Origin of the sequence: Pseudonocardia yunnanensis (assembly GCF_039534065.1) — a bacterium.
In the GTDB taxonomy this organism is placed as follows: domain Bacteria; phylum Actinomycetota; class Actinomycetes; order Mycobacteriales; family Pseudonocardiaceae; genus Pseudonocardia; species Pseudonocardia yunnanensis.
This window is the reverse complement of the sequence record NZ_BAAAUS010000001.1, coordinates 344,129-367,522: the sequence shown is the minus strand read 5'-3', so window position 1 is coordinate 367,522 and position 23,394 is coordinate 344,129. Positions and strand designations below refer to the sequence as shown.

Genomic DNA, 23,394 nt, shown 5'->3' with positions numbered 1-23,394 from the left:
CTCGCGTCTTCACTCGATACCCAGTGCTCGGCGCCCGGAGTTCTCTGGTGGGCGGAAACGACAGTCCTACCGATCGAGGGAAGACATGAAGATCAGGAGCATTGCCCTGGCACTGGCGGCCACCGCCGCGCTGAGCCTGGGCACGGTCTCGACGGCATCGGCTGCTCCGGCCGCCCAGCAGGCGGCGAAGCCGACCATCGTCCTCCTGCACGGCGCGTTCGAGGATGCGTCGGCATGGAGCAAGGTGACGCAGCGGCTGCAGCACGACGGATACCCCGTGGTCGCCCCGGCCGTCCCGTTGCGCGGGCCGGTTCCCGACCGCGACGCGGTCAAGGGCGCCGTCGAGGCGATCAAGGGCCCGAAGATCCTTGTCGGGCACTCCTACGGGGGCGCGATCGTCACCGAGCTCGCGTCGGGCCCCGACGTGAAGGCGCTCGTGTACGTGGCTGCCTTCATCCCGCGGGAGGGGGAGACCGTGGGCGATCTGAACGCGCAGTTCCCGGGCTCGCAGCTGGGCCCGGACACGAGCCACACGGTGGAGAGCCCCGACGGGCCGGAGCTCTTCGTCAACACCGACAAGTTCCGTCAGGTCATCGCGGCCGACGTCACCGCGGCCGAGGCCGCCGTCGGAGCCGCGGGGCAGCGCCCGATCCTGGCGTCGGCGTTCACGGACAAGGTCACCACGACCGCTCCTGACTCGATCCGCGAGTACGCGATCGTCGCGACGCAGGACCGCGCGATCGCGCCGGCCGCCGAGGAGTTCATGGCCGAGCGCGCGCACGCCGCGATCACCAAGGTGCGCTCGGCCCACGACCTGCCCGTCTCGCACCCGCAGACCGTCGCTGCGGTGATCGAGAAGGCCGCGACCGCCTCGTAGCCGGACCGGACCGCGTCCGCCCGTCACCGCTCCTGGTGGCGGGCAGCCGGCGTTGCGGGGTCCTGATCGACCGGCCGGGCCAGCACCAGCTTCGCCAACTGCACGCGGGAGTGCACGCCGAGCTTGCTGAACACGGCACGCAGATGCGTGTTGATCGTGCTCGGGGACACGAAGAGCTCGGCGGCGGCGGACCGGTTCGTGTGGCCGTCGGAGATCAGCACGGCGACTCGGCGCTCCATCTCCGTGAGCGATTCCCACCCGCTCTCGGGCCGGCTGCGCTGCTCCTTGCCTCGACGGCGCACCCCGGCCGACTGCAGCAACCGCTGCACCCGCGTTCGGGCGGCCGTGGCGCCGCACGCCGCGTATCCGTCCCGTGCCCGCAGCAGGGACTCAACGCCGGACCGGTCGCCCGCGCCGAGCGCCGCGCGTCCGAGCTCCTCCTCGGCCCGGGCCAGCAAGAGCGGTCGCGGAGCCCGCCGGAGCAGCTCGACGGCGGCTGACGGATCCCCGACGACCAGACCGTCCACCAGCGCGGCAGCGCCCGCGATGCTCGCGACGCCGGGGTTGCGGGCCGCGAGCGAGGCCAGCATCTCCCCGGCGTCCCGCACCGTGGTGATGTCGCCACCGTGGTGCGCCGTGCAGGCCGCCTGGACGATGAGTTCCTCCGGCCACGGCGCCGTCTGCTGGGCGAGCTCACGGATGAGGGCGGCCGCGGCTCCCGCATCGTCGGGCGCCGCGAGCAGGGTGCGCTCCACGCCCGTCGGGACTCCGCGCCGCTCGGCTTCCGCGATCCGCGACCTCGCCTCGGCGGGCTCGCCCCGATGAATCGCGACCAGGCTGAGGACGTGCCAGAGCCGGGCGTCGACGTCCGTGTCCCCGATGTCGCCCGACCACTGCTCCGCCGCCCTCGCGGCGTCGAACGCGGCGTCGAGACGTCCGGCACCGAGCTCCAGGACCGCGCGTGTCACGGCCACCTGCGGTGCCTGCCAGGAGTCGCCGCCCTCCGCGTCGAGCTCCAGGAGGCGTGCCAGCGCGCCGTCGATGTCGTCGAGACGACCGCGCATCGCGAGCTCGCACAGTTCGAGTCGCACGTAGGGCAGGGCACCCGGCTCGCCCGCCCCCTGCTCGGCCGCAGACCGTGCTTCCGCGTAGGACAGACGCGCCGTGGCGAGGTCGGCGGCACGTTCGGCCTGTTCCGCGCGAGCGAGCAGTGCGAGCGACCGGGCAACCGGATCGTGACCCGGGTCCTCCGGGGCGAAGCCACCGGCCAGCGCCTCGTAGCCGGCGAGCCGCGCGCGCAGCTCGGGAACGGCCCCGGCGCACCGCACGTGCCGGACGCGCTCGGCGAGCTCGGCCCGGCGTCCGGTCGCCCACAGGCGCGGAGCCAGATGCAACTGCACGACGGCCGCCGTGTCCGGCGAGGCCTCGCCGTCGAGCAACCCGTCGGCGAACGCCGCCGCGTCGTGGTGCTGTCGGGCGGCGACGAGCATCGCGACGACGTCCCGGGCGATCGGTTCCCGCTCGGGGTCGTCGTCGCCGACGAGTTCGAACGCCCTGCGGATGAAGGTGACCGCAGTGGTCGACATGGTGGCGAGCAGCTCCTGCGCGGCCCGTCGCAGGACCCGCACCGCGGTGGTGTCGCCGGGGATCGCCGAGGCGAGGACGTGCGGGGCCGCTGCCGCGTTGCCGCGCCCGCTCTCGAGCAGGTGCGTGACGACTGCCCGATGCAGCGCCGCCCGCGCCGAGGGTGGAACGTCCTGGTAGACGGCGCGGCGCAGCAGCTCGTGGCGGAACGTGATGCCTGCGCCGTCGTCGCTGAGCAGTCCGAGCGCGATCGCCTCTTCGAGCGGCTCGGTCAGCTGCGTGGTCGGCTCGCCCATCAGCTGTGCGACGTCGTCGAGCCGGGACCGGGCGCCGAGCACGCCGGCCGCCCGCAGCAGGGCGCGGCATCGCTCCGACGCCCCCGCGGTGCGCCTCCGGACACCGTCGAGCAGGCCGGCGGGGAGGTTGTCCCCACCCGTGCGCCCGCCGTCGGGACGGAGCAGGCCGCCGACCAGTTGGACCGCGAGGAACGGGTTGCCGCCCGTGCCGGTCAGCCGCCGCGCGAGCTCGGGATCAGCGGGGCGCCCCAGATGGTCGGCGGCGATGGCGAGGACGGCGTCGTCGTCGAGCGGGGCCAGGTCGATCTGGCGCACCAGCTGCCCCCGCTCCGCGGCGCCTGCGATCTGGTCGGCCGGCCCGCCGACCGCCGCGCGGGTGCCGATCAGCACGGCGATCGGTGATCCGGCGAGCCTGCCGACGAGGATCCGCAGCACGAACGTCGTCAACGGATCCGCCCACTGGGCGTCGTCGAGGAGGAGCAGAAGGGGGTTGGATGCGGCCCGGCGCGGCAGCATCACGGCCAGATGCTCGGCGAGCCAGAGCGGCTGGGCGGTCAGTGGGGCCAGTTCGAGGAACTCCTGCGAGCCGAGCACGGGCACGTCGCCGGACCGCAGCGCGGGGCCGAGCGACGCCAGCGGGCTCAGCTCGTCCGTCTCGTGTGCAGCCGCGCAGGCGAGCGTGAACCCCAGCGCCCGTGCCTGCTCCGCCGCGGCGTCGAGCAACGCGCTCTTGCCGAGCCCCGGCTCGCCCTGCACCACGACGAGCGCCGCCCGGCCCTGCTGTGCGTGGCGCAATGCGCCCAGCACCGTGCCCAGCTCGGCGTCCCGCCCACGCAGCGGGTGCGCGGCCTGGGGCACGGCGGGCATCAACACTTTCTACCAGCGCGATCCGGACCCGGACGGCGACGGTCAGGAGACGTCGAGCACGAGTTTGCCGACGCCGGCCGAGCTCTCCAGCTGCCGGTGCGCCGCACGCAGCGTCTCGGCGTTCAGCGGCCTCATCCGGCTGGTCAGGGTCGTACGCAGCACTCCCTCGTCGACGAGGCGGGCGACCTCGTCGAGCAGCTCCCGCTGGTAGGTGCTCTCGGTCTCGACGAGAGGACGCGTGAACATGAACTCCCAGTGCCAGGTCTGGCTCTTGTCCTTGAGCGGGAGCAGGTCGAGCCCCTCCGGCTCGTCGATGGCGACGATCTCGCCACGCGGGCGCAGGATCTCGGCGTAGGTCTCGATGTTGCCCGCCGAGAAGGGCGAGAAGATCGCGTCCACCCCGCCGGGAGCGACCTCGCGGAGCTCCTCGCGCAGGTGGTGGTGGTTCACGACGTGCTGGGCGCCCATCTCACGGACCCACGCGACCGACTCGGGACGCGACGCCGTGCCGATCACCGTCAGCTGGGTGAGACGGCGCGCGAGCTGCACCACCATCGAGCCCACCCCGCCGGCGGCGGCCATGACGAGCAGCGTCCCGCGGCTCTCCGTGGTGAAGCGGAGCTTGTCGAAGAGCGTCTCCCAGGCCGTGATCGTGGTCAGCGGCAGAGCTGCGGCCTCGGCGAAGTCGAGGCTCTTCGGCTTGCGCCCGGTGATCCGCTCGTCCACGAGCTGCAGCTTCGCGTCGCTGCCGGGCCGGGCGATGGAGCCCGCGTAGTAGACCTCGTCGCCGATGGAGAAGGCGGTGACCGCGTCGCCGGTGGCGACCACGACGCCGGCAGCGTCGAAGCCGAGAACCTTGGGGGTGCCGCCCGGGTCGGCCGAGGCACGGACCTTCACGTCGACCGGGTTGACCGACACGGCGCGCACCTCGACTAGCAGGTCGTGCGGACCGGGCGCCGGGACGTCGATCTCGACGTCGACCAGTGCGTCCGGCGCGTCGATCGGACGGCTGTGCAGGTAGGCGACCGCCTGCGTGCGGGTTGCGTGGTGCGTCATGACCACGAAGTTACGACTGTTCCACGGAACAGCGGCACAAGTTCTGAACCGACGTCATCCACGTTTGTGGTGGAAAATCGCGGTATGGCCGATAACGAAGGTTTCGACCTGGTCGTCGAGGATGTCTGGGATGCGCTCCCCGATGAGCTCTGCCGAGAGCTCATCGAGCGCCGGACGACATCGTCGGAATGGGGGCCCTACGCACGCGAGGGCCGGCCCGGCAGGCGGTGGGAACCACTCCGGCCGATGGTCATCCGGGAACGGGCCTACCGGGGCCTCGAGGCCCTCGCGTCCCGGCTGTTGTGCCTGGCCGTGGACGCGTGCTGTCGCCGTGCTTCGACGCTGGGTGAACTGCATCGAGTACTCCGCTTCCCCCATCACATCCCTCTGATGGATCCTGATCGCCCGCTGATGCCGGCGGAACTCAACCGGTATGCCCGGCCCGACATCCTGATCGACAAGGGACGGCCGCGGTTTCTCGAGCTCAACATCAGCACCCGGCTCGGCGGCGACGCGGTGGCATATTGGCTCGCGGAATCCTACGTCGGGTTGTGCCCGGAGATCGGTCTGCGTACGCCGCCCTCCACTGTGGTGGCGCGGTGCGAGGCGCTGAACCGCACGCTGCAATCCGAGAACGGGCACGGCAGATCGGGACGGTTGCTCGTTCCGATTCATTCGGCGATCGACATCACGGGCGCACGTCAGCGCCGCGACAGGATCAGGCCGCCCATCGTGGCCGGTGCGCAGCAGGTGGGCTTCGAGGTCTTCCAGGCCGATCTCGCCGACCTGAGCCTCGATGCCGCCGGCCGCCTGCTCGCCTCCGATGTGCCGCTCGACGTCGTGCTGCTCCGGTGGTACGGCAGCGATCGCATCATCGAGGACGACGGCGGGCTCGCCGCGCTCTGTACCGCGGACCGTGCCGGGACCGTCGGGCTGTTCCCCCGCCCGGAGTCAGCGCTCGTCTCGTCGAAGGCGGTGCTGTCCTGGCTGCGCGAGGACTGTGATGCGGGCGTGCTCGGCCCAGCGGATCGCGCACTGGTGCGTGCCCATGTTCCCTGGACCGTGTGCCTGGGTCTGGACGGGGATCCGGAGGTCGAGAGGAGCCTGCTGCGCATGGCGGCCGGCGAGCGGGACCAGCTCGTCGCGAAGCCGGCCGTCGGCCAGTCCAGTAACGATGTGGTCTTCGGAAACCAGACGTCGGCGCGGAACTGGCAGTCGGCCGTTGCCGATGCGGCGCGCGAGTCGCCTCTGGTCCTCCAGCGCCGCGTCGAGCCCGGCCGCATCACGATGCCCTTCCGCGATCGGGAGTCCGGACAGCAGGTCACGACGCGTGTGCCGTTCGTGCTCAGCCTGTTCATGGTCGACCGTGCGGCGGCCGGTGTCCTGGCTCGCCACATGAACCCGGACCTCCCTGACGGGGACGTGGTAATCGGTATGCGCCACGGCGCACGCCCGAACGCGGTGCTGCTCGCACCGGCTTCATGACCCACAAGGTGCGGCGTGGGAGACGTAACCTGCGATGGACCGTCGACGTAGGCCCGGCCTGCATGAGCCCGGGAGGAGCCGCCGTGACCATGGAACTGCGTATCGCACCGCCCCTGCAGGAACGCTCTGCCGGAGTTCGGCAGCGGTGGCGGGAGCGCCGCCGGGAGCGGCAGCGTCTCGCCCGCCAGGACCGGCTCGCCGCGCACCTCGCCGAGCTCCACCGGATCCGGGCTCTCCTCGGTGACGCCCGCGCGGTGATCGTGTCGGGCTGGGTACAGCAAGGCTGGTTCACCTACCGCGACCCGCAGGGCCACCAGCGGACGATCAACGCCGGCAACCTGCGGAGCATCGGTGATCGGCCGATCACCGGGGCCTGCCTGGTCGGGGCGATCGTTCACGCGGGTGGCGGGCTCGCCGCGGTGCGGTCCCAGCCCGTGCAGCGGGCGCTCGACCTGACCTGGCACACGCTCTACGGCGACGACCGCGAGCCGATCCGCTGGTGTCCGGCCCCGCCCATCCGCTCGGCGCAGGTCCGGGACCTCACGCGCTGGAACGACGAGCCCGTGCGTACGTCCGACGACGTGGTTGCGCTGCTGGACGCCACCGCGCGGGCTGCAGGCGCGGAACTCGAACGCGCGCGCGTCTGACCCCTGCCGCCGGGAGGACCACGACCGAGAACGATGCGGGTCGTGGACATTCCCGACGGTCTGCTCGACCTGTTGCAGCGCCCGAGCCCCTGCTACCTCGCCACCACGATGCCCGACGGGTCGCCGCAGCTGACCCAGACCTGGGTCGACACGGACGGTAAGCACGTGCTGATCAACAGCGTGCAGGGGTTCCAGAAGATCAGGAACATCGAACGCGACCCGCGGGTGGCCCTCACCGTGTCGGACCCGGACCACGCGGCCCGGTACTACGCGGTGCGCGGCCGCGTCCTGGACGTCACCACCGAAGGTGCCGCCGAGCACATCGAGAAGCTGGCGCAGCGCTACCTCGGAGGGCCCTACCCCTGGTACGGCGGCCGGGACCAGATCCGGCTGCTCCTCTCGATCGAGGTTCTCCGGGTCAGCGGCATGGGGTGACGGGGCGGGCCCGCGACCGATGAGTCCCGGCCGCGGGCCTGGTCATACCGGTATGACATCCGCATCGTTCGTCGATCTCGCTCCGGCCGCCGACCGCCTCACGCGCCTGCTGGACGCGGTGACCGACGACCGGCTGGAGGCGCCCACCCCGTGTGCCGACACCACGGTCGGTGCTCTGCTCAGCCACCTTCTCGGGCTCGCGGAGGCGTTCCGGGCGGCCGCGGCCAAGGAACCCGACCTCGGCACACCACCGGCCGTGCAACCTCCGCTCGACCCGAAGTGGCGCACGCTCCTGCCACAAAAGCTCGACGCGCTCGTCGCCGCGTGGCGCGACCCCGCTGCGCGGGACGGCATGACGTCTGTGGGCGGGGTGCAGATGCCGGCAGCCGCCATAGCGGCCGTGGCGCTCGACGAACTCGTGCTGCACGGCTGGGACCTCGCCCGCGCCACCGGCCAGGCCTACGCCGTCGACCAGGAGAGCGTGCAGGCCTGCCTGGGATTCGTGGAAGCGGCGGCGCAGCCCGAGGGCGTGCCCGGGCTGTTCGGCCCGCCGGTCCCGGTGCCGGGGGATGCACCGGTGCTCGACCGGCTCGTCGGGCTCAGCGGGCGTGACCCGGCGTGGACGCCCGCCACGTCGATGAGCCGCTGACGGGTTCGCCGCCGCGCTCGTCCGGAAGGCCGGACGAGCGCGGCGAGCGCCCGCTCAGGCGGGTGCGCCGTCGCGCACGGGCTCGTCGCCCGCGCCACCGGTGAGCGAGGCTCCCGGGTCGGTCTCCGTGCCGGCTTCCCGGGGCAGGAACCACACCGCGATCCCCGAGAGCAGGGCGAGCCCCGCGATATAGGCGGCCACCCACATCGACGAGCCCGTGGCTCCGAGGATCGCGGCCGCCAGCAACGGCGTGAGACCGCCGCCGAGAACAGCGCCGAACTGGTAGGACATCGACGCGCCCGTGTACCGCACGTCGGTGGTGAAGGCGCGCGACACGATGATCGCCTGCACCGCCACCAGCAGGCCGAGTACCAGCCCCATCGCGAGCATGGCCAGCAGCACCGCCGGAACCGCCCCGGTGTCCATGAGGCCGAACACCGCGAAGGGCACGAGCACCGAGAGCACCGAGGCCACCGTGAAGATCTGCACGGCGCCGACGCGGTCGGACACGCGGCCCGTCAAGTAGGCCACCACCAGGTACACCACCGAACCCGCCGTGATCGTCAGCAGCATCGTCACCTGCGGCACGTGCACGGTCCCGGTGCCGTAGGAGAGCAGGTACACCGAGAGCAGGTAGCCCAGCCCGGACGGGGCCAGGGTGATGCCCATCCCGAGGATCACCGTGCCGGGGTTGTTGCGCAGCACATCGAGCGCGGGAAGGCGACGCACCCGGCCCCGCTGCCGAGTGCGCGCGAACTCGGGGCTCTCGGCGAGCCGGAGCCGGACCACCAAAGCCACCACGACGAGCACGGCGCTGAGTACGAACGGGATGCGCCAGCCCCACGCCGCGAACTGCTCCTGGCCCAGCGACAGCGACACACCCAGGAAGACAAGGTTCGACAGCAGCGTCCCGGCCGGCAGGCCCATCTGCGGGAACGACGAGTAGTACCCGCGCTGGCCCTCGGGGGCGTGCTCCATCGCCATGAGCACGGCGCCACCCCACTCCCCGCCGACGCCCAGGCCCTGCACGAACCGGAGCACGACGAGCAGGATCGGCGCGGCGATGCCGATCTGGGCGTAGGTGGGCAGCAGCGCGATGAGGAACGTCCCGATGCCCATGAGCATCAGTGAGACGACGAGGGTCTGCTTGCGTCCGAGCCGGTCACCGAAGTGGCCGAAGACGATGCCGCCGATGGGGCGGGCGAGGAACCCGACGGCGAACGTGCCGAACGCCGCGAGCGTGGCAGCGACCGGGTTGATGTTCGGGAAGAACTGGGGGGCGAAGATCAGTGCGGCGGCGGCGCCGTAGATGTTGAAGTCGTACCACTCGATCGCGGTGCCGACGAAGGTGGCGGCGGCGACCCGCCGGGTGTGCTCTTGCGGACTCGCGGCACTGCGAGACGCGGAAGTCCTCACGGTCGCTCCTGGGGGCTGAGGTTCGGGGGCCGGGGGATGGGGAATCGGGGGACGGGACGGTGTCGGTTATCGGGCGATCGTGGATCAGTCGATGTGGAAGTCCGCCGGGACGGGTTTGCGCACCATGTGCCAGTAGTCCAGCACGGTGAACGGCCACACCTGCGAGGCCCGGCCGGTTGCGTTGCGATACCAGCTGTTCACGGTGGCAACGCCCCAGGCCATGCGCCGGTTGCCGGCGTCGACGTGCTCGTTGAAGGCGTCGTGGACCTCACGCCGCACCTCCACGGTGGATGCGTCGGACTCCAGCAGCAGCCGCACGCATCCCAGGATGTGCTCCACCGCGATCTCTGAAAAGAGCAGGATGCTCCCGTTGATCACGAGGCCGGTGTTGGGCCCGAAGACGCAGAAGAGGTTGGGAAAGCCCGGTATGTGCACGCCGAGGTGGGCGCGGGCGTCACCGGCCCACTGCTCGTGCAGGTCGACACCGTCGCGGCCGCGCACGGTGATCGGCGCGAGGAAGTCCGACGCGCGGAAGCCCGTGGCGTAGATGAGGACGTCGACCTCGTGGAGCACGCCGTCGGCCGTGCGCACCCCCTCGGGCGTGATCTCCGTGATGGTCTCGGTCACCAGGTCGACGTGGTCCTTCTTCAGCGCCGCGGGCCACACGCCGTTGTCGCGCATCATCCGCTTCGAGCCCGGGGCGTAGGCCGGCATCACCTTCGCGAGCAGGTCGGGGCGGTCGCCGAACTGGCGCCGCAGGTGCGTCACGAGAGCCTGCCGCAGTGCCTCGTTGGCCGGCGACACCGAGATCGGGTGCTCCCAGCGGGGGTCGACCTCCATGAACGGCCGCCGTCCCTCCACAGAGGTCCAGAACTGCAGGAACCGCAACCAGCGGTGGTAGTAGGGCAGCTCGCGCAGCAGTCGCAGCTGCTCCTCGGGGGTGGGGTCGTGGTAGGTCGGCGTCGGGAGCATCCACGGCGGGGTCCGCTGGAAGACGGTGAGTGCGCCGACACGGTCGACGATCGAGGGCACCACCTGGTAGGCGCTCGCCCCGGTGCCGATCACGGCCACCCGCTTACCGGTGAGGTCGACGTCGTCGCGCCAGCGGGCGGTGTGCCAGCTCGGGCCCGCGAACCGGTCGCGGCCGGGAACGTCGGGGTAGCTGGGCTTGTTGAGCTGCCCCGTCGCGCTGACGACGACGTCGGCCTCGAACACCGCGTCGGATCCGTCGGCGCGCCGCGCCCGCACCGTCCAGAGCAGGGTGTCCTCGTCGAACACCGCCTCCACGACCTCGTGCCCGAACCGGACGCAGTCGCGCAGGTCGAACTTCTCCGCGACGTCACGGAAGTAGCCCCAGATGTCGTCGCGGGCGGAGAACAGGTGCAGCCAGTCCGGCCGCTGGGAGAAGGAGAAGCTGTAGGCGAAGTTCGGGGTGTCCAGCCGGGCGCCGGGGTAGCCGTTCTCCAGCCACACCCCGCCGACGTCGTCATTGCGCTCCAGAACCGTCACCGGGACCCCGGCCTGACGCAACCGGTGGGCAGTCGCCAGCCCCGACATCCCGGCGCCGATCACCACGACCTCGAAGGTGCGGTCGGCTGCCATCTCGGCGGCGGTCCAGTCCGGCGCGCCCGCGTCGGCGGGCAGGCCGAGCTCGTGGGACATCAGCGGCAGGTAGTCGTCGGCGACGTCGCCCGCCACGAACCGCATCAACCGGCGCAGGGTCGCATCGTCCGGATCGGGTGCGGGCACCGCGCCGCGGTCGCGGAAGGCCTGCAGGGCGGCAAGCGCCCGGCGGCGGCCGAGCTCCTGTGCCTCCTCGGACATCCCGCCCTGCGGCTCCACCAGGTCAGGGCGCAGGCGCAACGGCGGACGGAGCTCGTCGGCGACCAGTGACATGTCGCCGGTCAGGTGGGCGAGAGCGGGGAGCAGGGCCGGTAGCTCGGCACCGGCGATGGCCGAAGCGAGAGCGATGTCGTCGTCGAGCAGTGCGACGAGCCCGGTGCCGGCGTCCACGGTGGTCACGATCGCAACTGTGAACGTAGGTGGGCCCCGATCGGAAATACCGGTTACGAGTGCCCTCATGCCGTATAGGAATCACCCGCACCGGCGTGGCGCCATCTGCACGTTCCGTGCTGTGATCGCCGGACGGGACAGAGGGGCGGGTGGCATGGAGCTGAGGCATCTGCGCTCCTTCGTCGCTCTCGCCGAGGAACTGCACTTCGGACGGGCCGCGCAGCGGGTGTTCCTGGCGCAGCCCGCGTTGAGCAAGCAGATCTCCGCACTGGAGAAGGAGCTGGCGGTCAGCCTGTTCGAGCGCGACAAGCGCCAGGTCGTGCTGACCACGGCGGGCGCCGCCCTGCTCGAGGACGCCCGGCGGCTCCTGACGCAGGCCGACGGCGCCGTGGAGCGCGCGCGCTCGGCCGGTCGGGGCGCCACGGGGATCCTGCGCATCGGCTTCATCGCCCCCGCCCTCTACGACCTGCTCCCGCCGGTGCTGCGCGTGTTCCGGGCACGCCATCCGGGTGTGCGTCTCGCGCTCGAGGAGATGCACAACACCGAGGCCGTCAACGCGGTCCGCAGCCGGTACGTGCAGCTCGCCTTCGTGCGGCTGCCGATCGAGCCGGTCAGCGAGCTCTCGCTCGTCACGGTGCGGTCGGAGCCGGTGATGCTCGCTGTGCCGGAGGGCAGCGCGCTGGCCGCGCGCGAGGCGGTCGACCTCGCCGAGCTCGCGGACGAGGACATGATCCTCATCGCGCGCTCCCAGGAGCAGGAGCTGCACGACTACTACGTCACCCAGTGCGCCGCGGCGGGGTTCAGCGCGCGGATCTCCCACGAGGTCGACCGCACTCACGTGGCCCTCGGGCTGGTCGCGAGCGGACTGGGTGTGTGCTTCGTGCCGCGGTCGGGCAGGCGCGTTGCTCAGCCGGGCGTCGTGTGCGTCCCGTTGGTCGGCACGGCGATGCGGCTGACGATGGCTGCCGCGTGGCTGGGCGAGACCGACCCGCTCGTGCGCAACTTCCTCGCGCTGTGTCCCGTGGAGCGCCAGCAGGTGCCCGTGCTGCGCAGCACGCCCCTCCCGAGCTCGTGAGGGCTCTCGTCAGGCGGCGGTGACCCGGACCGGGATGCTCGCCCACCCTCTCAGCATGTTGTTGAGCTTGGGGACCGGTTCCCCGTCGAGCTCCAGCCGAGCGGTGCGGCGGGTGAGCGCGCCGATCATGAGCTCGGCCTCGAGCCGGGCGACCAACTGGCCGACGCACTGATGGATTCCTGTGCCGAACACGACGTGCCCGCTCGTGGAGCGGTGAACGTCGAGTTCCTCGGCGTTCTCGCCCCAGTGCCGGGGGTCGCGGTTGGCCGAGCCGAGGAAGAGCAGGACCTTCGTGTCCTTCGGGATGGTGGTGCCGGCGACGTCGGTGTCGACGCTGGTGGTGCGGAAGAAGGTCTGGAACGGCGACTCCCAGCGCAGCGCCTCGTCGAAGGCGAACTTCGTGAGCTTGGGGTCGGCGTGCAGCGCGGCCCACTGCTGCGGGTGGTGGGCCAGCGCGTACAACGCGTTGCCCAGGCCGATCACGACGGGGTCGAAGCCTGCCGAGAGCACCGAGCGGACGACCAGCGGAGCCTGTTCGTGGGTGATCTCCCCGCGGTCAGCGGCCGCCCAGATCTCCGCCCCGAGGCTCTGAGGTGCGAGCTTGTCGCGCTCGCAGTGGGCGCGCACCCACTCCTGGGCCTCGGCTGCCGCCGTGACCGCGTCGAGCATCAGCTGGTTGCGCGGGCCGAGGGCGTTCGTCGCCAGCTCGCCGTAGCGCAGGAGGTTCTGCCTGCCCTCGACCGGGAGCCCGAAGGCATCCGGGAACACCCGCAGTGGGTAGACCTCGGCGAGGTCGGTGACGGCGTCGAAGCGACCCCGGGCCACGAGGGCGTCGGCCAACTCGTCGGCGAACGGCGCGAACCTCGCCCGCATCCCGCGTACCGCGCGTGGCGAGATCACCGTGTTCAGCACGGCGCGCACCGTCGTGTGGTCCGGCGGGTCGGCCTCCAGGATGGGGCTGGGCGGGCGCCACGGCTTCTCCCGGGCGAAGTCCGACAGGCCCGCGCCGCGGCCCGACACGAACCTCTCCCAGTCGGTGAGCGTGGCTTTGACCTCCGTGTACCGACCCATCGCCACGAGGCGGTCATACCGTGGCAGGCGCACCACAGGGCCGGCGTCCCGCAGCCGCCTGTGGAACTCGTACGGGTTGGTGAGGATCTCGGTGCCGAAGGGGTCGTCGTCCAGGGCGGGCACGTTCTGCGTGGTGGTCATCGTGGGGGACCCCGTCAGCCGGCGGTGACCCGGACCGGGATACTCGCCCACCCCTTCAGCGTGTTGTTGAGTTTGGGGACCGGGTCCCCGTCGAACTCGATCCGCACGGCGCGGCGGGCGAGCGCGCCGAGCATGGCCTCGGCCTCCAGCCGTGCGATCGCCTGGCCGACGCACTGGTGTATGCCCATACCGAAGGCCACGTGCCCGGCCGCGGAGCGGCGGATGTCGAACGTCTCGGCGTCGTCGCCCCAGTGGCGGGTGTCGCGGTTGGCCGAGCCGAGGAAGAGCAGGACCTTGGTGTCCTTCGGGATGGTGGTGCCGGCCACTTCGGTGTCGGTGGTGGTGGTGCGGAAGAAGGTCTGCACGGGCGACTCCCAGCGCAGCGCCTCGTCGAAGGCGAACTTCGTGAGCTTGGGGTCGGCGTGCAGGGCTGCCCACTGCTCAGGGTGCCGGGCCAGCGCGTACACGCTGTTGGCCAGCCCGTAGACCGTGGTGTCGACGCCCGCCGTGAGCAGTGAGCGGACGAGCACCGGCGCCTGCTCCCCGGTGATCTCTCCGCGGTCGACGGCCGCCCAGATGTCGGCCCCGAGGCCACGGGGTGCGAGCGCCTCCCGCTCGCAGTTGGCGAGGACCCACTCGTGGGCGGCTGCAGCGCCGGCGAGCGCATCGGTGCGGAGCTTGTTGGGCGGTCCGAAGGAGTTGAACGCGACCGCGCCGTAGGGCAGCAGGTGCTCCCGGCCGTCGGCCGGAAGCCCGACGGCGTCGGGGAACACCCGAAGCGGGTAGACCTCGGCGAGGTCGGTGACTGCGTCGAAGCGGCCCCGCGCGACGAGAGCGTCGGCCAGTTCGTCCGCAGCGGCCGCGAACGTCGCGCGCATCGCACGGACCGCCCGCGGCGAGATCACGTCGTTCATCACGGTGCGGACGACGGTGTGATCCGGAGGGTCGGCCTCCAGGAGCAGGCTCGGCGGGCGCCACGGCGTCTCGCGGGCGAAGTCGGCGAGACCCACCCCGCGGCCCGACACGAAGGTCGACCAGTCGGTGAGGCTCGCGCGAACCTCCGCGTATCGCCCCATCGCCATCAGGTCGTAGCGCGGCAGATGTACGACCGGCCCGGCCTCGCGCAGCCGGGAGTGGAACGGGTAGGGGTCCGTGAGGACCTCGGTGCCGAAGGGGTCGTCGCCCAGGGCGGGCACGGTCTGCGCGGTCGTCATCGTGGCCTGCCGTTCGGGTTGGAGGGGTGTCAGAGGTCGAGCACGAGCCTCGGGCTTGCCGCGCGGGAGACACAGATGAACATCGTGTCGTTGGCGGCCATCTCCTCGTCGGTGAGCAGGGAGTCGCGGTGGTCCACCTCTCCGGCGAGCACGACGGTCTCGCAGGTGCCGCAGGTGCCCTCCTGACAGGAGGAGAGGACCTGGATGCCGGCGTCCTCCAGCACTTCGAGAATGGACCGGTCAGGGGGCACGGTGAGGGTGGTTCCGCTCTGGGCCAGCTCCACCTCGAACGAGCCCGACAGCACCGGCTCGCCCTGCTCCTTCGGCGTGAACCGCTCGGTGTGCAGGGAGCCGGACGGCCAGCTCGCGCAGCGCTGCTCGACCGCGTCGAGCAGGGGGCCGGGGCCGCAGCAGTAGACGAGCGTGCCGTCGGCCGGCACGCCGAGCAGCGAGTCGAGGTCGAGCAGGCCGTGCTCGTCCTGCGGGCGCAGCACCACCCGCTCCTCGCCGTGTGTGGCGCGCAGCTGCTCCACGAACGCCATGGAGGCGGCGGTGCGGCCGCCGTACACGAGCTGCCAGTCGGCGCCTGCGGCGGTGGCGGCCGCGAGCATGGGCACGATCGGCGTGATCCCGATCCCGCCGGCGATGAACAGGTAGCGGCCGGCGGGTTCCAGCGGGAAGTGGTTGCGCGGACCCCGCACCCGCACGGTCGTGCCGGTGCTCAGCTTGTCGTGGACGAAGGCGGAGCCGCCCCGGCCGTCGGGCTCCTGCAGCACCGCGACCTGCCACGCAGTGCGCTCGGCCGGGTCGCCGCACAGCGAGTACTGCCTGGTCAGGTCGTCGCTGAGGATCAAGTCGACGTGCGCGCCCGGCGTCCACCCGGGAAGCTCGCCGCCATCGGGGAGGCGCAGGGTGAGGGCGACGACCCCGTCAGCGGCGACGTGACGGTCGGCGACCAGGAGGTCGAGCTCGGACTCGGCATGCGTGCTTTTCACGAGAAGCTCCAGGGGTGGCGGGGGCGGGTGGGTGGCCGGCCCGGGTACGGGCGGGGATAGCCCGGACCCGGGCGGATCGCCCCAACGCGTGTGCCGGCGCTCCGCGGAGCCGTCAACATGGCGAGCTCCCTCCGGTTCAGTTGGCTCGTTCAGCTCGGGGGAACGCCGCCCCCGGCTTCGGGGGCGACGCGGCGTACACGAACGCCCACAAGATGTTCACCCGGATCGCGGGGGGCGGCGAAACGCGATTTCCGTTTGATGGAAGGAGAACCGGAAAGTCGAGCTGTCGAATTGGTCACTCGACGACACGCACGGGCGTCGAATCGTGACGAGCAGACACGAAGAGGGCCCGCGCCGCGAAGCTGGAACCGACGACGCCATCACTCCCACTGATACCCGCTGGCCACACGGTCAGCCGCGGTTCGCGACCTCGGCGCCCACCGTGGTGACGATCAGCTCGAAGGACCGGGTGCGGTCGGCGAGGTCGTAGACGGGCGTCATGATCATCAGCTCGTCGGCGCGGCACTCGGCGACGAGCTTCGCCAGCCGCCGGACGACCGTGTGGGGTCCGCCCCGCACCTGGTGCATCCGCGCCTGAGCGATGACGTCCAGATCCGCTCCGGTCGGCTCGTAGTACGAGGCCGCCTCAGGTGACAGCAACGTCGGTGTCCGGCCGGCCACGAGGTCCGCCCGAAGCAGGTCGGCGGGCCGGGAGAGCACCTCCGCCCGCTCGTCGGTGTCCGCACACACGGCCTGCACCGACAGCATCACGTAGGGCCGCCCGGACCATCGCGAAGGCTGGAAGACCTCGCGGTAGCGGGCGACGGTTGCAGCGGTGTTCTCCGGGCGGATGTGGTGGCCGACCACGAGCGGCAGTCCCAGGTCCGCGGCCAGTTGTGCGCCGTGCTGGCTCGTCGCCAGCAGCCAGAGCGGCGTCGAGCTCTCGTACCACGGGAGCAGCATGAGGTCGTCGGTCGAGATTCCGCCGGCGAGGAACTCGATCAGGGCGCGCACATCTCGCGCGTAGTCGGTCGCGCCGCGGCCCATCGAGGAGCGCCGCAGCGCCTGCACGGCGCGCTCGTTCGTGGTGCCGGCACCGCTGCCGACCCCCAGGTCGATCCGTCCGGGGTGGAGGGCGTCGAGGGTGGCGAACTGCTCGGCCACGGCGAACGGTGAGTGGTTGCTCAGCATCACGCCCCCGGAGCCCACCATGATCGACGAGGTCGATGCGGCGACCTGCGCAATGATCACGGCCGGCGCGACACCGGCGGAAATGTACGTGCTGTGGTGTTCGCCGACCCAGAACCTCCGATAACCGAGCCGCTCGATCCGCCGGGCCATCTCGACCGTGTCGGCCAATGCTTCCTGCGCCGAATGTCCTTCTTGTACCCACGTGAGTTCCAGGACGGACAGCGGAACGGAGATCATGGAGTCACGTTAACGCCGGCACTCATATCGAAGTGATCGCCCGTGCCGTTCGGCCGACCGGTCGAACGGGGTGGTAAATGTGATTGTCGAGGGAGTCCGAGGCGATCGTCCGATCTGCGGGCCGGCTCGGGACGTTCATCCGGTACGGGTCCGACGGGGGATAAGAAAAGAATGTCGGTGTACGACTACATCGTGGTCGGTGCGGGCTCGGCAGGCTGCGTTGTGGCGGCGAGGCTGTCGGAGGATCCGTCCGTGCGGGTCCTCTTGCTCGAGGCGGGCCGGGCCGAGGGGGCGGACCCACAGGCGATGGTGGATCCCCACCTCTGGCCCAAGCTGCTCGGCACCGACGTCGACTGGAGCCACACGACCGTGCCGCAGGAGGCCCTGGGCGGCGCGACGATGCAGGTGTCGCACGGCAGGATCCTGGGCGGTTCGGGAAGTATCAACGCATCGATTTTCGTGCGCGCCCACCGCGCCAATTTCGATGCCTGGGTGGCGGCCGGCGCAACGGGCTGGGACCACGACACGCTGCTTCCCTATTTCAAGCGTAGCGAACAGGCGAGCGGCCGCGACCCGCGTTATCGGGGAATGGACGGGCCCCTGGTGGTGACGTCCCTACCCCGGCCCAGCGCCCTGATCGCCGACGCCTTCGACGCAGCGCTCGCCGCCGGATTCCCGAAAAGTCACGACATCAACGGAAGCACCCCGGACGGCGCAAGTTGGCACGACACGGCCGTTGTGGACGGAAAGCGGCGAGGGGTGGTCGACGCCTACCTGCTCCCCGCTCTCTTCCGGCCGAACCTGACCGTGGTGACCGAGGCGCTGGCCCGCTGTCTCGTCGTCGAGGACGGTCGCTGCTGCGGAGTCCAGTACACGGTGCACGGGCGTGCCGTCGAGGACGTCGCGAGCACGGAGGTGGTGCTCACCGCGGGCGCCATCGGATCCCCGCACCTGTTGCTCGCGTCCGGGATCGGGCCGCCGGACCATCTCGCCGAAGTCGGTCTCGACGTCGTCGCGCCGGCGCCAGGAGTGGGGCAGAACCTGCACGACCACGTCATGAGCAGCGTGGTCTACCAGGGCTCGGAGGCCGCGCTCCCGTTCGTCCGGTCGGGCAGGCTCGACCAGTTCAGCGTGCGGTGGCGCAGCGATGCCGAGGCCCCAGAGCCCGACCTGCAGTTGGTCGCCGTCGACTCGTCGTTCCACTCCGCGGCCGTCGCCGCGCCGGTCGACGCCTATTCGATCGTCTTCGCGTTGCTCACCCCGGCGAGCCGCGGCACCGTCCGGCTGACCGGCGCCGACATCACCACGCCGCCGCTGATCGACCCGAACTACCTCGCCGATCCCCGCGACCGCAGCCGCATGATCACCGGACTGCGCCTGGCCCGCGCGATCGGTAGTCGTTCGCTCCTGCGAGCCTGGCACGACGGGGAAGCACTGCCGGGCCCGGACATCCAGGACGACGACGCCTGCATGGACTACCTGCGGCGCAGCACCATGTCCTACTTCCACCCCGCCGGCACCTGCCGGATGGGCACCGACCCGGAGGCCGTGGTCGATCCCACGCTGCGAGTGGTCGGGGTGGACGGACTGCGCATCGCCGACGCCTCGGTCATGCCCTCGCCCATCTCCGCCAACAACAACGCGACCGTCGTCGCGATCGCCGAGCGGGCCGTCGACCTCATCCGGAGGTGATCGCGGCCCGTCCTCCGGCCGGGCGGCCGTCCGCCGACATCGCGAAATGGGCCACCGTGCCGGCAAGTGCGCGCGTGAAGCGGTCCATCGCGACGAGATCGAGCTTGTCGATCCGGTCGCGGGGCGTGTGGTACTGCGGGTCGAACCGCTCGCCCGCCTTACCACCCCAGCGCAGGGCCTGCTTCTCGGTCTTCTTCTGCCGGTCGCCGGTCATGACCCCACCGGACGGGATACCCGCGCTGATGAAGGGCGCGAAGTCGGACTCGCCGTCGAACGCCACGGTCCTGGCGACGACGCCTGCTGCCGCGAGCTGCTCGACCAGGACGACCGCCACCTGCGCAGAGCCGGGCGGCCCGAACTTCTTGCGGCTCTTCCCCTCGCCGCCCTGCACGAAGTAGCCCGCATTCGACGAGGCGATCATGTCGACGTTGATGTAGAGCATGAGGTCGTCGAGATCGCTGCGCGACAGGGTCCGCACGTAGTGCGTCGATCCCCCCATGTCGTCCTCCTCGGAACCCCAGAAGGCGAACCGCACGGCATTGCGGATCGGGGGTGAGGCGCCGAGGCGGGTCGCGATCTCGAGCAACGCACTGACCCCCGAGCCGTTGTCGTTGATCCCCGGCCCCCTTCGTACGGAGTCCAGGTGTGCGCCGATCACGACGACCCGCGCCGGATCCCCGGTGCGCGTCTGGGCGAGGACGTTGCAGCACGAGGTCTCGCCCGGACGCCTGCGGCGCTTCGGCAGCGGATACCGGGGCGTGCTGACGTCGTAGCCCGCGGCGCCGAGGACGTCGGCCACGTACCGGACGCTCGCCTCGTAGCCCGGGCTGGGGCAGGCCCGGTTGCCGCCGTTCTCGTCGGCGATCCGCTGGAAGGCGGCGAGGTGCGGGCCGGTACCCGCCTCGGTGGCGCGGACCACGAGCGGCCGCGCTCCGTCCATCGTGACCGTCGGAGGTGGGGATGCCTCGGTCGCGGACCGCTGCACGAGTTCGACGACGACACGGGCCGGCGGATCTCCCGGCGCAGTGGGATCGACGGCAAGCACGACGTGCGGGTTCTCCCGCTCGTCGGATCGGTCGTTGTTGCCGGACACGTGTCCTCCTCGCCTCCCGCTCTCAGGAGCCCGCGGTCCGGAGGCCCACGTCCAGTCTGTACCCGGCCCGCCGCAACCACCACGGCCCGAACGCGTCGCGTTCCCTCACGGAGCGAGTTCGCTCGGCGGTGCGGGTTCCGCTCGGAAGATCCGAAATGTGCACGTCGAGCGGCTGGGTCGGAATGTCGGACGGGCCGCAACCTCAAGCTGATGTTACTGACGGTAACTACTTAGCTTAGCTAATATAGAGGCGTAGCACGGATGAGGAGGTCGTCATGACACCCACCACGATCACGGCCGGAAACGACGCGAATGCATCGGCGGAGCCGACCTACCCGATGGCGCGCACCTGCCCGTTCGACCCACCGGCCGAGCTCGCGCAGCTCCGGGCCGAGAAACCGATCACCCGGATCCGGTTGTGGGACGGCAGCTCGCCGTGGCTCGTCACCCGCTACGACGACGTCCGCAACCTGCTCGCCGACCCACGGGTCAGTGCCGACACGCTCCTGCCGAACTACCCCTTCCCGTCACCCGGTCTGCGCGCGCGGCGCCGGGCCTCGCGGAGCTTCATCGGGATGGACGACCCGGACCACGCCCGGTTGCGGAAGATGATCATCAGTGACTTCACGGTGCGCGGAACCGAGTCGTTGCGACCGCTGGTCGAGAAGCTCGTGAACGACCTCCTCGACGCGATGGAACGCGGTCCCCGGCCGGTCGACCTCGTGGAGGCGTTCGCGCTCCCGCTGCCGTCGATGGTCATCTGCCACATGCTCGGTGTGCCCTACGCCGACCACGACTTCTTCCAGGACCACTCCCGCGCGATCCTCGACATCACGGCCGACCCGCAGGAGACCGTGCGGGCCAACGACGAGCTCCGCGACTACCTGACCACTCTGATCGCGGAGAAAGAGGCCGAGCCGACCGACGACATCCTGGGCCGGCTCGCGCAGCGCTACGTGGTGACCGGCCGGCTGAGCCGCTCCGATGCGGCGACGATGGGCCTGCTGCTGCTCGTCGCCGGTCACGAGACCACGGCGAACATGATCGCCTTCGGCACGCTCACGCTGCTGGAGCACCCCGAGCAGGCCGCCGAGGTGCGCGACGGCGACACCGCCGTGGTCAAGAGCGCGGTGGAGGAGCTGCTGCGCCTGCTCACCGTGGTGCACACCGGACGGCGCCGGGTCGCGCTCGAGGACATCGAGATCGGCGGGGTGACCATCCGCGCGGGCGAGGGGATCATCACCGCGGGCGAGTCGGCCAACCGGGACCCGTCGGCGTTCGAGTCCCCGGACGAGCTCGACATCCACCGCGGCTCGAACCACCACGTGGCGTTCGGGTTCGGTGTGCACCAGTGCCTCGGGCAGCCGCTGGCCCGGCTGGAGCTGCAGATCGCCTATCCGGCGCTGCTGCGCCGGTTCCCCGATCTGCACCTTGCGGTGCCGCTGGAGGAGATCCGCTACCGCGACAAGATGGTCGTCTACGGGGTGCAGGAACTCCCGGTGAGCTGGTGATGACATGAGTGACGTGAAGATCACGGTCGAGCGGGACCGCTGCATCGGGGCGGGCCAGTGCGTGTTCAATGCCCCGGAGCTGTTCGACCAGGACGACGAGGGCACGGTGGTCGTGCTGGAGGAGCAGCCGTCCCCGGAGCAGGAGCCCGCGGCCCACGCGGCGGAGCACGCCTGCCCGGCCCGCGTGATCAGCCTGAGCTGACAGCGCGATCCCGGCCCGGGCGCGACATGGCCACCTGACGCTGTTCGAACGCGATCAGAACAGCGATACGTGACCATGTCGCGTTCGCGGGCGGTTACCGGACGGCGTGTTCCTGCAAGAACGTTCGGGCCACGTCCTGTGCGGTGGGTGCGGCCGGGCTCAGCCAGAAGCCCAGATGGTCGTCGTCCTCCATCCAGAAGTGCTGCGACCCCGGAATCTGCTGCACGGCGTTCAGGCCGTCGTCGAACGAGACGTCGCCGTCCCGCGTCGCGTGCACGATCAGGGTCGGTGCGGTGATCTGGGCCAGCGGGAGCGGCGCCATCGTCCGGACCTGCGTCGCGTCGTTGCGGGTGCCGTCGTTGCGGAGGTCGTAGGGGAACGTCGTGTCGAGCATGGCCGCGAAGAGCTCCCGGACCTCGGGCGTGTCCATGATGTGATCGCTGCGCTGTGCTTTCTGCTCGTCGGTGAAGGTGCTGGTCTCGTCGAGCGTGCTGGTCACGACCGAGCGCAGGGAGAAGGTGGCGGTCAGCCGCACCAGCTTGTCGCCGATCGTGTCCATGAACACCGTCCGCGCCGACGAACCCGGCTCGGGGCCGGGCTTCGGCCTGCTCTGCGCACCGACGGACACCAGGCCCCACACACGATCGGGGTGGCGGGCGGCGAACGTGTAGGCCACGGGGCCACCGGCCGACGCCGCGAGGACGCCCACCTTCGCGATACCCAGCTCGTCCAGCAGAGCTGCGAAGAGGTCTGCCTGCTCCTGCGGGGTCCGGCCCGAGGACAGCGGGGTGCCCAGGTACCCGGGCCGTGACGGGGAGAGGATCCGGAACCCGTCGTCCTGCAGCCAACCGGCGAACAGCCGGCCCTGGTCGGCGCCGCCGAGCCCGGCGTGCACGGACAGCACGACCGGCCCGCTCGTCCCGTACATGTCGTACTGAACGGGCCCGAGCGCGGTCTCCACGGTCTTCAGGTCGATCTCGACGCCGGGCAGGAGCGCCCGCTGGTCGGCGGGGGTGTCGTTCCAGGCCAGCAGGCCGAGGACGACGAGCGCCGGAACACCGATCAGCACGACGACCGCGACGACGATGATCCGCCTCGCCAGCGGGGCTCGGGTTCGGCTCACACCGGCACCGCGGCGCGGGCCGGGCGCAGGAGCCCGGCCGCGGCGATGACCAGCGCGAACGCACCCACCGCGGTGGCGACGCGGATGTCGTTGAAGACGCCCCAGGTGGCCAGCCGTTCCTGGTAGTCGGGCACGAGAGCACCAGCGGCCCATGCCCTGATCTCGGCATTGAACGGGACGTTGCCGAACCTCGTGACGAGGAACGTGGCGATGGTGAGCACGGTGGCGCCCACGGCACAGGCGCGAGCCCGGCCACGTGCCCCGATGGCGAGCCCGGCGGAGGTCACGAACGACGCCGCCATGAGCGCCTGCATGACGATGGCGTTGAGGTTCATCAGCTCCGTCCGGAACGTGAGGTGCACGTCCAGCGGGACCGCGGCGAAGGTCGGGTTGACGTTGGCGAAGCCGTAGAACAGTGCCCCGGCGAGCAGACCGGTCGTCAGCTGTGCCGCCGCTGCGGCGGTCTTCGTGGAGATCACGCGTTGCATGAGCACCACGCTGCCGCCGCCCGCTCACAAACCGCA

General features: G+C 71.2%; 20 protein-coding genes. 9 read left to right on the top strand and 11 right to left on the bottom strand.

Translation table 11 applies throughout. The features are described 5' to 3' along the window. Positions 1 to 85: 85 nt before the first annotated feature. On the top strand, positions 86 to 877 hold the full coding sequence (locus tag ABD743_RS01640; protein ID WP_344718004.1) for an alpha/beta hydrolase: 792 nt from the start codon (positions 86 to 88) through the stop codon (positions 875 to 877). A 23-nt stretch (positions 878 to 900) separates the two neighbouring features. Here the strand turns inward: ABD743_RS01640 and ABD743_RS01635 are convergent, their stop codons facing one another. Both ABD743_RS01635 and ABD743_RS01630 read right to left on the bottom strand, forming a co-directional pair. Continuing rightward, on the bottom strand, positions 901 to 3,624 hold the full coding sequence (locus ABD743_RS01635) for an ATP-binding protein (protein ID WP_344718002.1): 2,724 nt from the start codon (positions 3,622 to 3,624) through the stop codon (positions 901 to 903). Between the two features lie 42 nt (positions 3,625 to 3,666). Then, complete coding sequence (locus tag ABD743_RS01630; RefSeq protein WP_344718000.1) at positions 3,667 to 4,680, bottom strand: zinc-binding alcohol dehydrogenase family protein; 1,014 nt, start codon at positions 4,678 to 4,680, stop codon at positions 3,667 to 3,669. Here ABD743_RS01630 and ABD743_RS01625 point away from each other — a divergent pair. The 4 genes from ABD743_RS01625 (at position 4,669) to ABD743_RS01610 (ending at position 7,896) form a co-directional block, all read left to right on the top strand. Then, positions 4,669 to 6,165, top strand: coding sequence for a hypothetical protein (locus tag ABD743_RS01625; RefSeq protein ID WP_344717998.1), 1,497 nt, complete (start codon positions 4,669 to 4,671; stop codon positions 6,163 to 6,165). The genes ABD743_RS01630 and ABD743_RS01625 overlap by 12 nt on opposite strands. Before the next feature lie 89 nt (positions 6,166 to 6,254). Next, positions 6,255 to 6,812, top strand: coding sequence for a DUF6197 family protein (locus ABD743_RS01620; RefSeq protein WP_425566874.1), 558 nt, complete (start codon positions 6,255 to 6,257; stop codon positions 6,810 to 6,812). 42 nt (positions 6,813 to 6,854) lie between these two features. Continuing rightward, the gene (locus ABD743_RS01615; RefSeq protein ID WP_344717994.1) at positions 6,855 to 7,247 is read left to right on the top strand and encodes a TIGR03618 family F420-dependent PPOX class oxidoreductase; all 393 of its coding nucleotides are present in this window, start codon (positions 6,855 to 6,857) and stop codon (positions 7,245 to 7,247) included. 52 nt (positions 7,248 to 7,299) lie between these two features. Next, positions 7,300 to 7,896, top strand: a complete 597-nt coding sequence (locus tag ABD743_RS01610; RefSeq protein ID WP_344717992.1) for a TIGR03086 family metal-binding protein — start codon at positions 7,300 to 7,302, stop codon at positions 7,894 to 7,896. Positions 7,897 to 7,950: 54 nt separating this feature from the next. Here the strand turns inward: ABD743_RS01610 and ABD743_RS01605 are convergent, their stop codons facing one another. Then, positions 7,951 to 9,312, bottom strand: a complete 1,362-nt coding sequence (locus ABD743_RS01605; RefSeq protein WP_344717990.1) for an MFS transporter — start codon at positions 9,310 to 9,312, stop codon at positions 7,951 to 7,953. Positions 9,313 to 9,396: 84 nt separating this feature from the next. Next, entirely contained in the window at positions 9,397 to 11,334 is a 1,938-nt protein-coding gene (locus ABD743_RS01600; protein ID WP_344717988.1) for a flavin-containing monooxygenase, read from the bottom strand. Between the two features lie 145 nt (positions 11,335 to 11,479). Between ABD743_RS01600 and ABD743_RS01595 the strand changes: the two genes are divergently transcribed. Next, on the top strand, positions 11,480 to 12,400 hold the full coding sequence (locus tag ABD743_RS01595) for a LysR family transcriptional regulator (protein WP_344717986.1): 921 nt from the start codon (positions 11,480 to 11,482) through the stop codon (positions 12,398 to 12,400). A 9-nt stretch (positions 12,401 to 12,409) separates the two neighbouring features. Here the strand turns inward: ABD743_RS01595 and ABD743_RS01590 are convergent, their stop codons facing one another. The 4 genes from ABD743_RS01590 to ABD743_RS01575 form a co-directional block, all read right to left on the bottom strand. Further along, a complete protein-coding gene (locus tag ABD743_RS01590) occupies positions 12,410 to 13,612 on the bottom strand; it encodes a cytochrome P450 (RefSeq protein WP_344717984.1) in 1,203 nt (400 codons plus the stop codon). Between the two features lie 14 nt (positions 13,613 to 13,626). Beyond that, positions 13,627 to 14,826, bottom strand: a complete 1,200-nt coding sequence (locus ABD743_RS01585) for a cytochrome P450 (RefSeq protein WP_344717982.1) — start codon at positions 14,824 to 14,826, stop codon at positions 13,627 to 13,629. Positions 14,827 to 14,855: 29 nt separating this feature from the next. Continuing rightward, the gene (locus ABD743_RS01580; RefSeq protein ID WP_344717980.1) at positions 14,856 to 15,821 is read right to left on the bottom strand and encodes a PDR/VanB family oxidoreductase; all 966 of its coding nucleotides are present in this window, start codon (positions 15,819 to 15,821) and stop codon (positions 14,856 to 14,858) included. A 411-nt stretch (positions 15,822 to 16,232) separates the two neighbouring features. After that, on the bottom strand, positions 16,233 to 17,249 hold the full coding sequence (locus ABD743_RS01575) for an LLM class flavin-dependent oxidoreductase (RefSeq protein ID WP_344717978.1): 1,017 nt from the start codon (positions 17,247 to 17,249) through the stop codon (positions 16,233 to 16,235). Between the two features lie 171 nt (positions 17,250 to 17,420). Here ABD743_RS01575 and ABD743_RS01570 point away from each other — a divergent pair, with 171 nt between their 5' ends. Continuing rightward, positions 17,421 to 18,941 (top strand): GMC family oxidoreductase, encoded by a 1,521-nt coding sequence (locus ABD743_RS01570; RefSeq protein WP_344717976.1) that lies wholly within the window; start codon positions 17,421 to 17,423, stop codon positions 18,939 to 18,941. On the opposite strand, the gene ABD743_RS01565 is transcribed toward ABD743_RS01570, so the two are convergent. Then, the gene (locus ABD743_RS01565) at positions 18,928 to 20,034 is read right to left on the bottom strand and encodes a M28 family peptidase (protein WP_344717974.1); all 1,107 of its coding nucleotides are present in this window, start codon (positions 20,032 to 20,034) and stop codon (positions 18,928 to 18,930) included. The genes ABD743_RS01570 and ABD743_RS01565 overlap by 14 nt on opposite strands. A 275-nt stretch (positions 20,035 to 20,309) precedes the next feature. Here ABD743_RS01565 and ABD743_RS01560 point away from each other — a divergent pair, with 275 nt between their 5' ends. After that, positions 20,310 to 21,545, top strand: a complete 1,236-nt coding sequence (locus ABD743_RS01560; protein WP_344717971.1) for a cytochrome P450 — start codon at positions 20,310 to 20,312, stop codon at positions 21,543 to 21,545. 4 nt (positions 21,546 to 21,549) lie between these two features. Continuing rightward, positions 21,550 to 21,747: a ferredoxin gene (locus ABD743_RS01555; protein ID WP_379659050.1), complete on the top strand. Its 198-nt coding sequence runs from the start codon at positions 21,550 to 21,552 to the stop codon at positions 21,745 to 21,747. 94 nt (positions 21,748 to 21,841) lie between these two features. Here the strand turns inward: ABD743_RS01555 and ABD743_RS01550 are convergent, their stop codons facing one another. Continuing rightward, entirely contained in the window at positions 21,842 to 22,870 is a 1,029-nt protein-coding gene (locus tag ABD743_RS01550) for an alpha/beta fold hydrolase (RefSeq protein WP_344717969.1), read from the bottom strand. Continuing rightward, positions 22,867 to 23,358: an anthrone oxygenase family protein gene (locus ABD743_RS01545; RefSeq protein ID WP_344717967.1), complete on the bottom strand. Its 492-nt coding sequence runs from the start codon at positions 23,356 to 23,358 to the stop codon at positions 22,867 to 22,869. Before ABD743_RS01545 ends, ABD743_RS01550 begins: the two co-directional genes overlap by 4 nt. Between the last annotated feature and the right edge of the window lie 36 nt (positions 23,359 to 23,394).

Excerpts from the sequence above, each read along its gene's own strand:
- ABD743_RS01560 (WP_344717971.1), top strand. The coding sequence starts at position 20,310 with ATGACACCCACCACGATCACGGCCGGAAACGACGCGAATGCATCGGCG.
- ABD743_RS01610 (WP_344717992.1), top strand. The coding sequence starts at position 7,300 with ATGACATCCGCATCGTTCGTCGATCTCGCTCCGGCCGCCGACCGCCTC.
- ABD743_RS01590 (WP_344717984.1), bottom strand. The coding sequence starts at position 13,612 with ATGACCACCACGCAGAACGTGCCCGCCCTGGACGACGACCCCTTCGGC.
- ABD743_RS01620 (WP_425566874.1), top strand. The coding sequence starts at position 6,255 with ATGGAACTGCGTATCGCACCGCCCCTGCAGGAACGCTCTGCCGGAGTT.
- ABD743_RS01570 (WP_344717976.1), top strand. The coding sequence starts at position 17,421 with ATGTCGGTGTACGACTACATCGTGGTCGGTGCGGGCTCGGCAGGCTGC.
- ABD743_RS01585 (WP_344717982.1), bottom strand. The coding sequence starts at position 14,826 with ATGACGACCGCGCAGACCGTGCCCGCCCTGGGCGACGACCCCTTCGGC.
- ABD743_RS01555 (WP_379659050.1), top strand. The coding sequence starts at position 21,550 with ATGAGTGACGTGAAGATCACGGTCGAGCGGGACCGCTGCATCGGGGCG.
- ABD743_RS01575 (WP_344717978.1), bottom strand. The coding sequence starts at position 17,249 with ATGATCTCCGTTCCGCTGTCCGTCCTGGAACTCACGTGGGTACAAGAA.
- ABD743_RS01640 (WP_344718004.1), top strand. The coding sequence starts at position 86 with ATGAAGATCAGGAGCATTGCCCTGGCACTGGCGGCCACCGCCGCGCTG.
- ABD743_RS01545 (WP_344717967.1), bottom strand. The coding sequence starts at position 23,358 with ATGCAACGCGTGATCTCCACGAAGACCGCCGCAGCGGCGGCACAGCTG.
- ABD743_RS01595 (WP_344717986.1), top strand. The coding sequence starts at position 11,480 with ATGGAGCTGAGGCATCTGCGCTCCTTCGTCGCTCTCGCCGAGGAACTG.
- ABD743_RS01635 (WP_344718002.1), bottom strand. The coding sequence starts at position 3,624 with ATGCCCGCCGTGCCCCAGGCCGCGCACCCGCTGCGTGGGCGGGACGCC.
- ABD743_RS01630 (WP_344718000.1), bottom strand. The coding sequence starts at position 4,680 with ATGACGCACCACGCAACCCGCACGCAGGCGGTCGCCTACCTGCACAGC.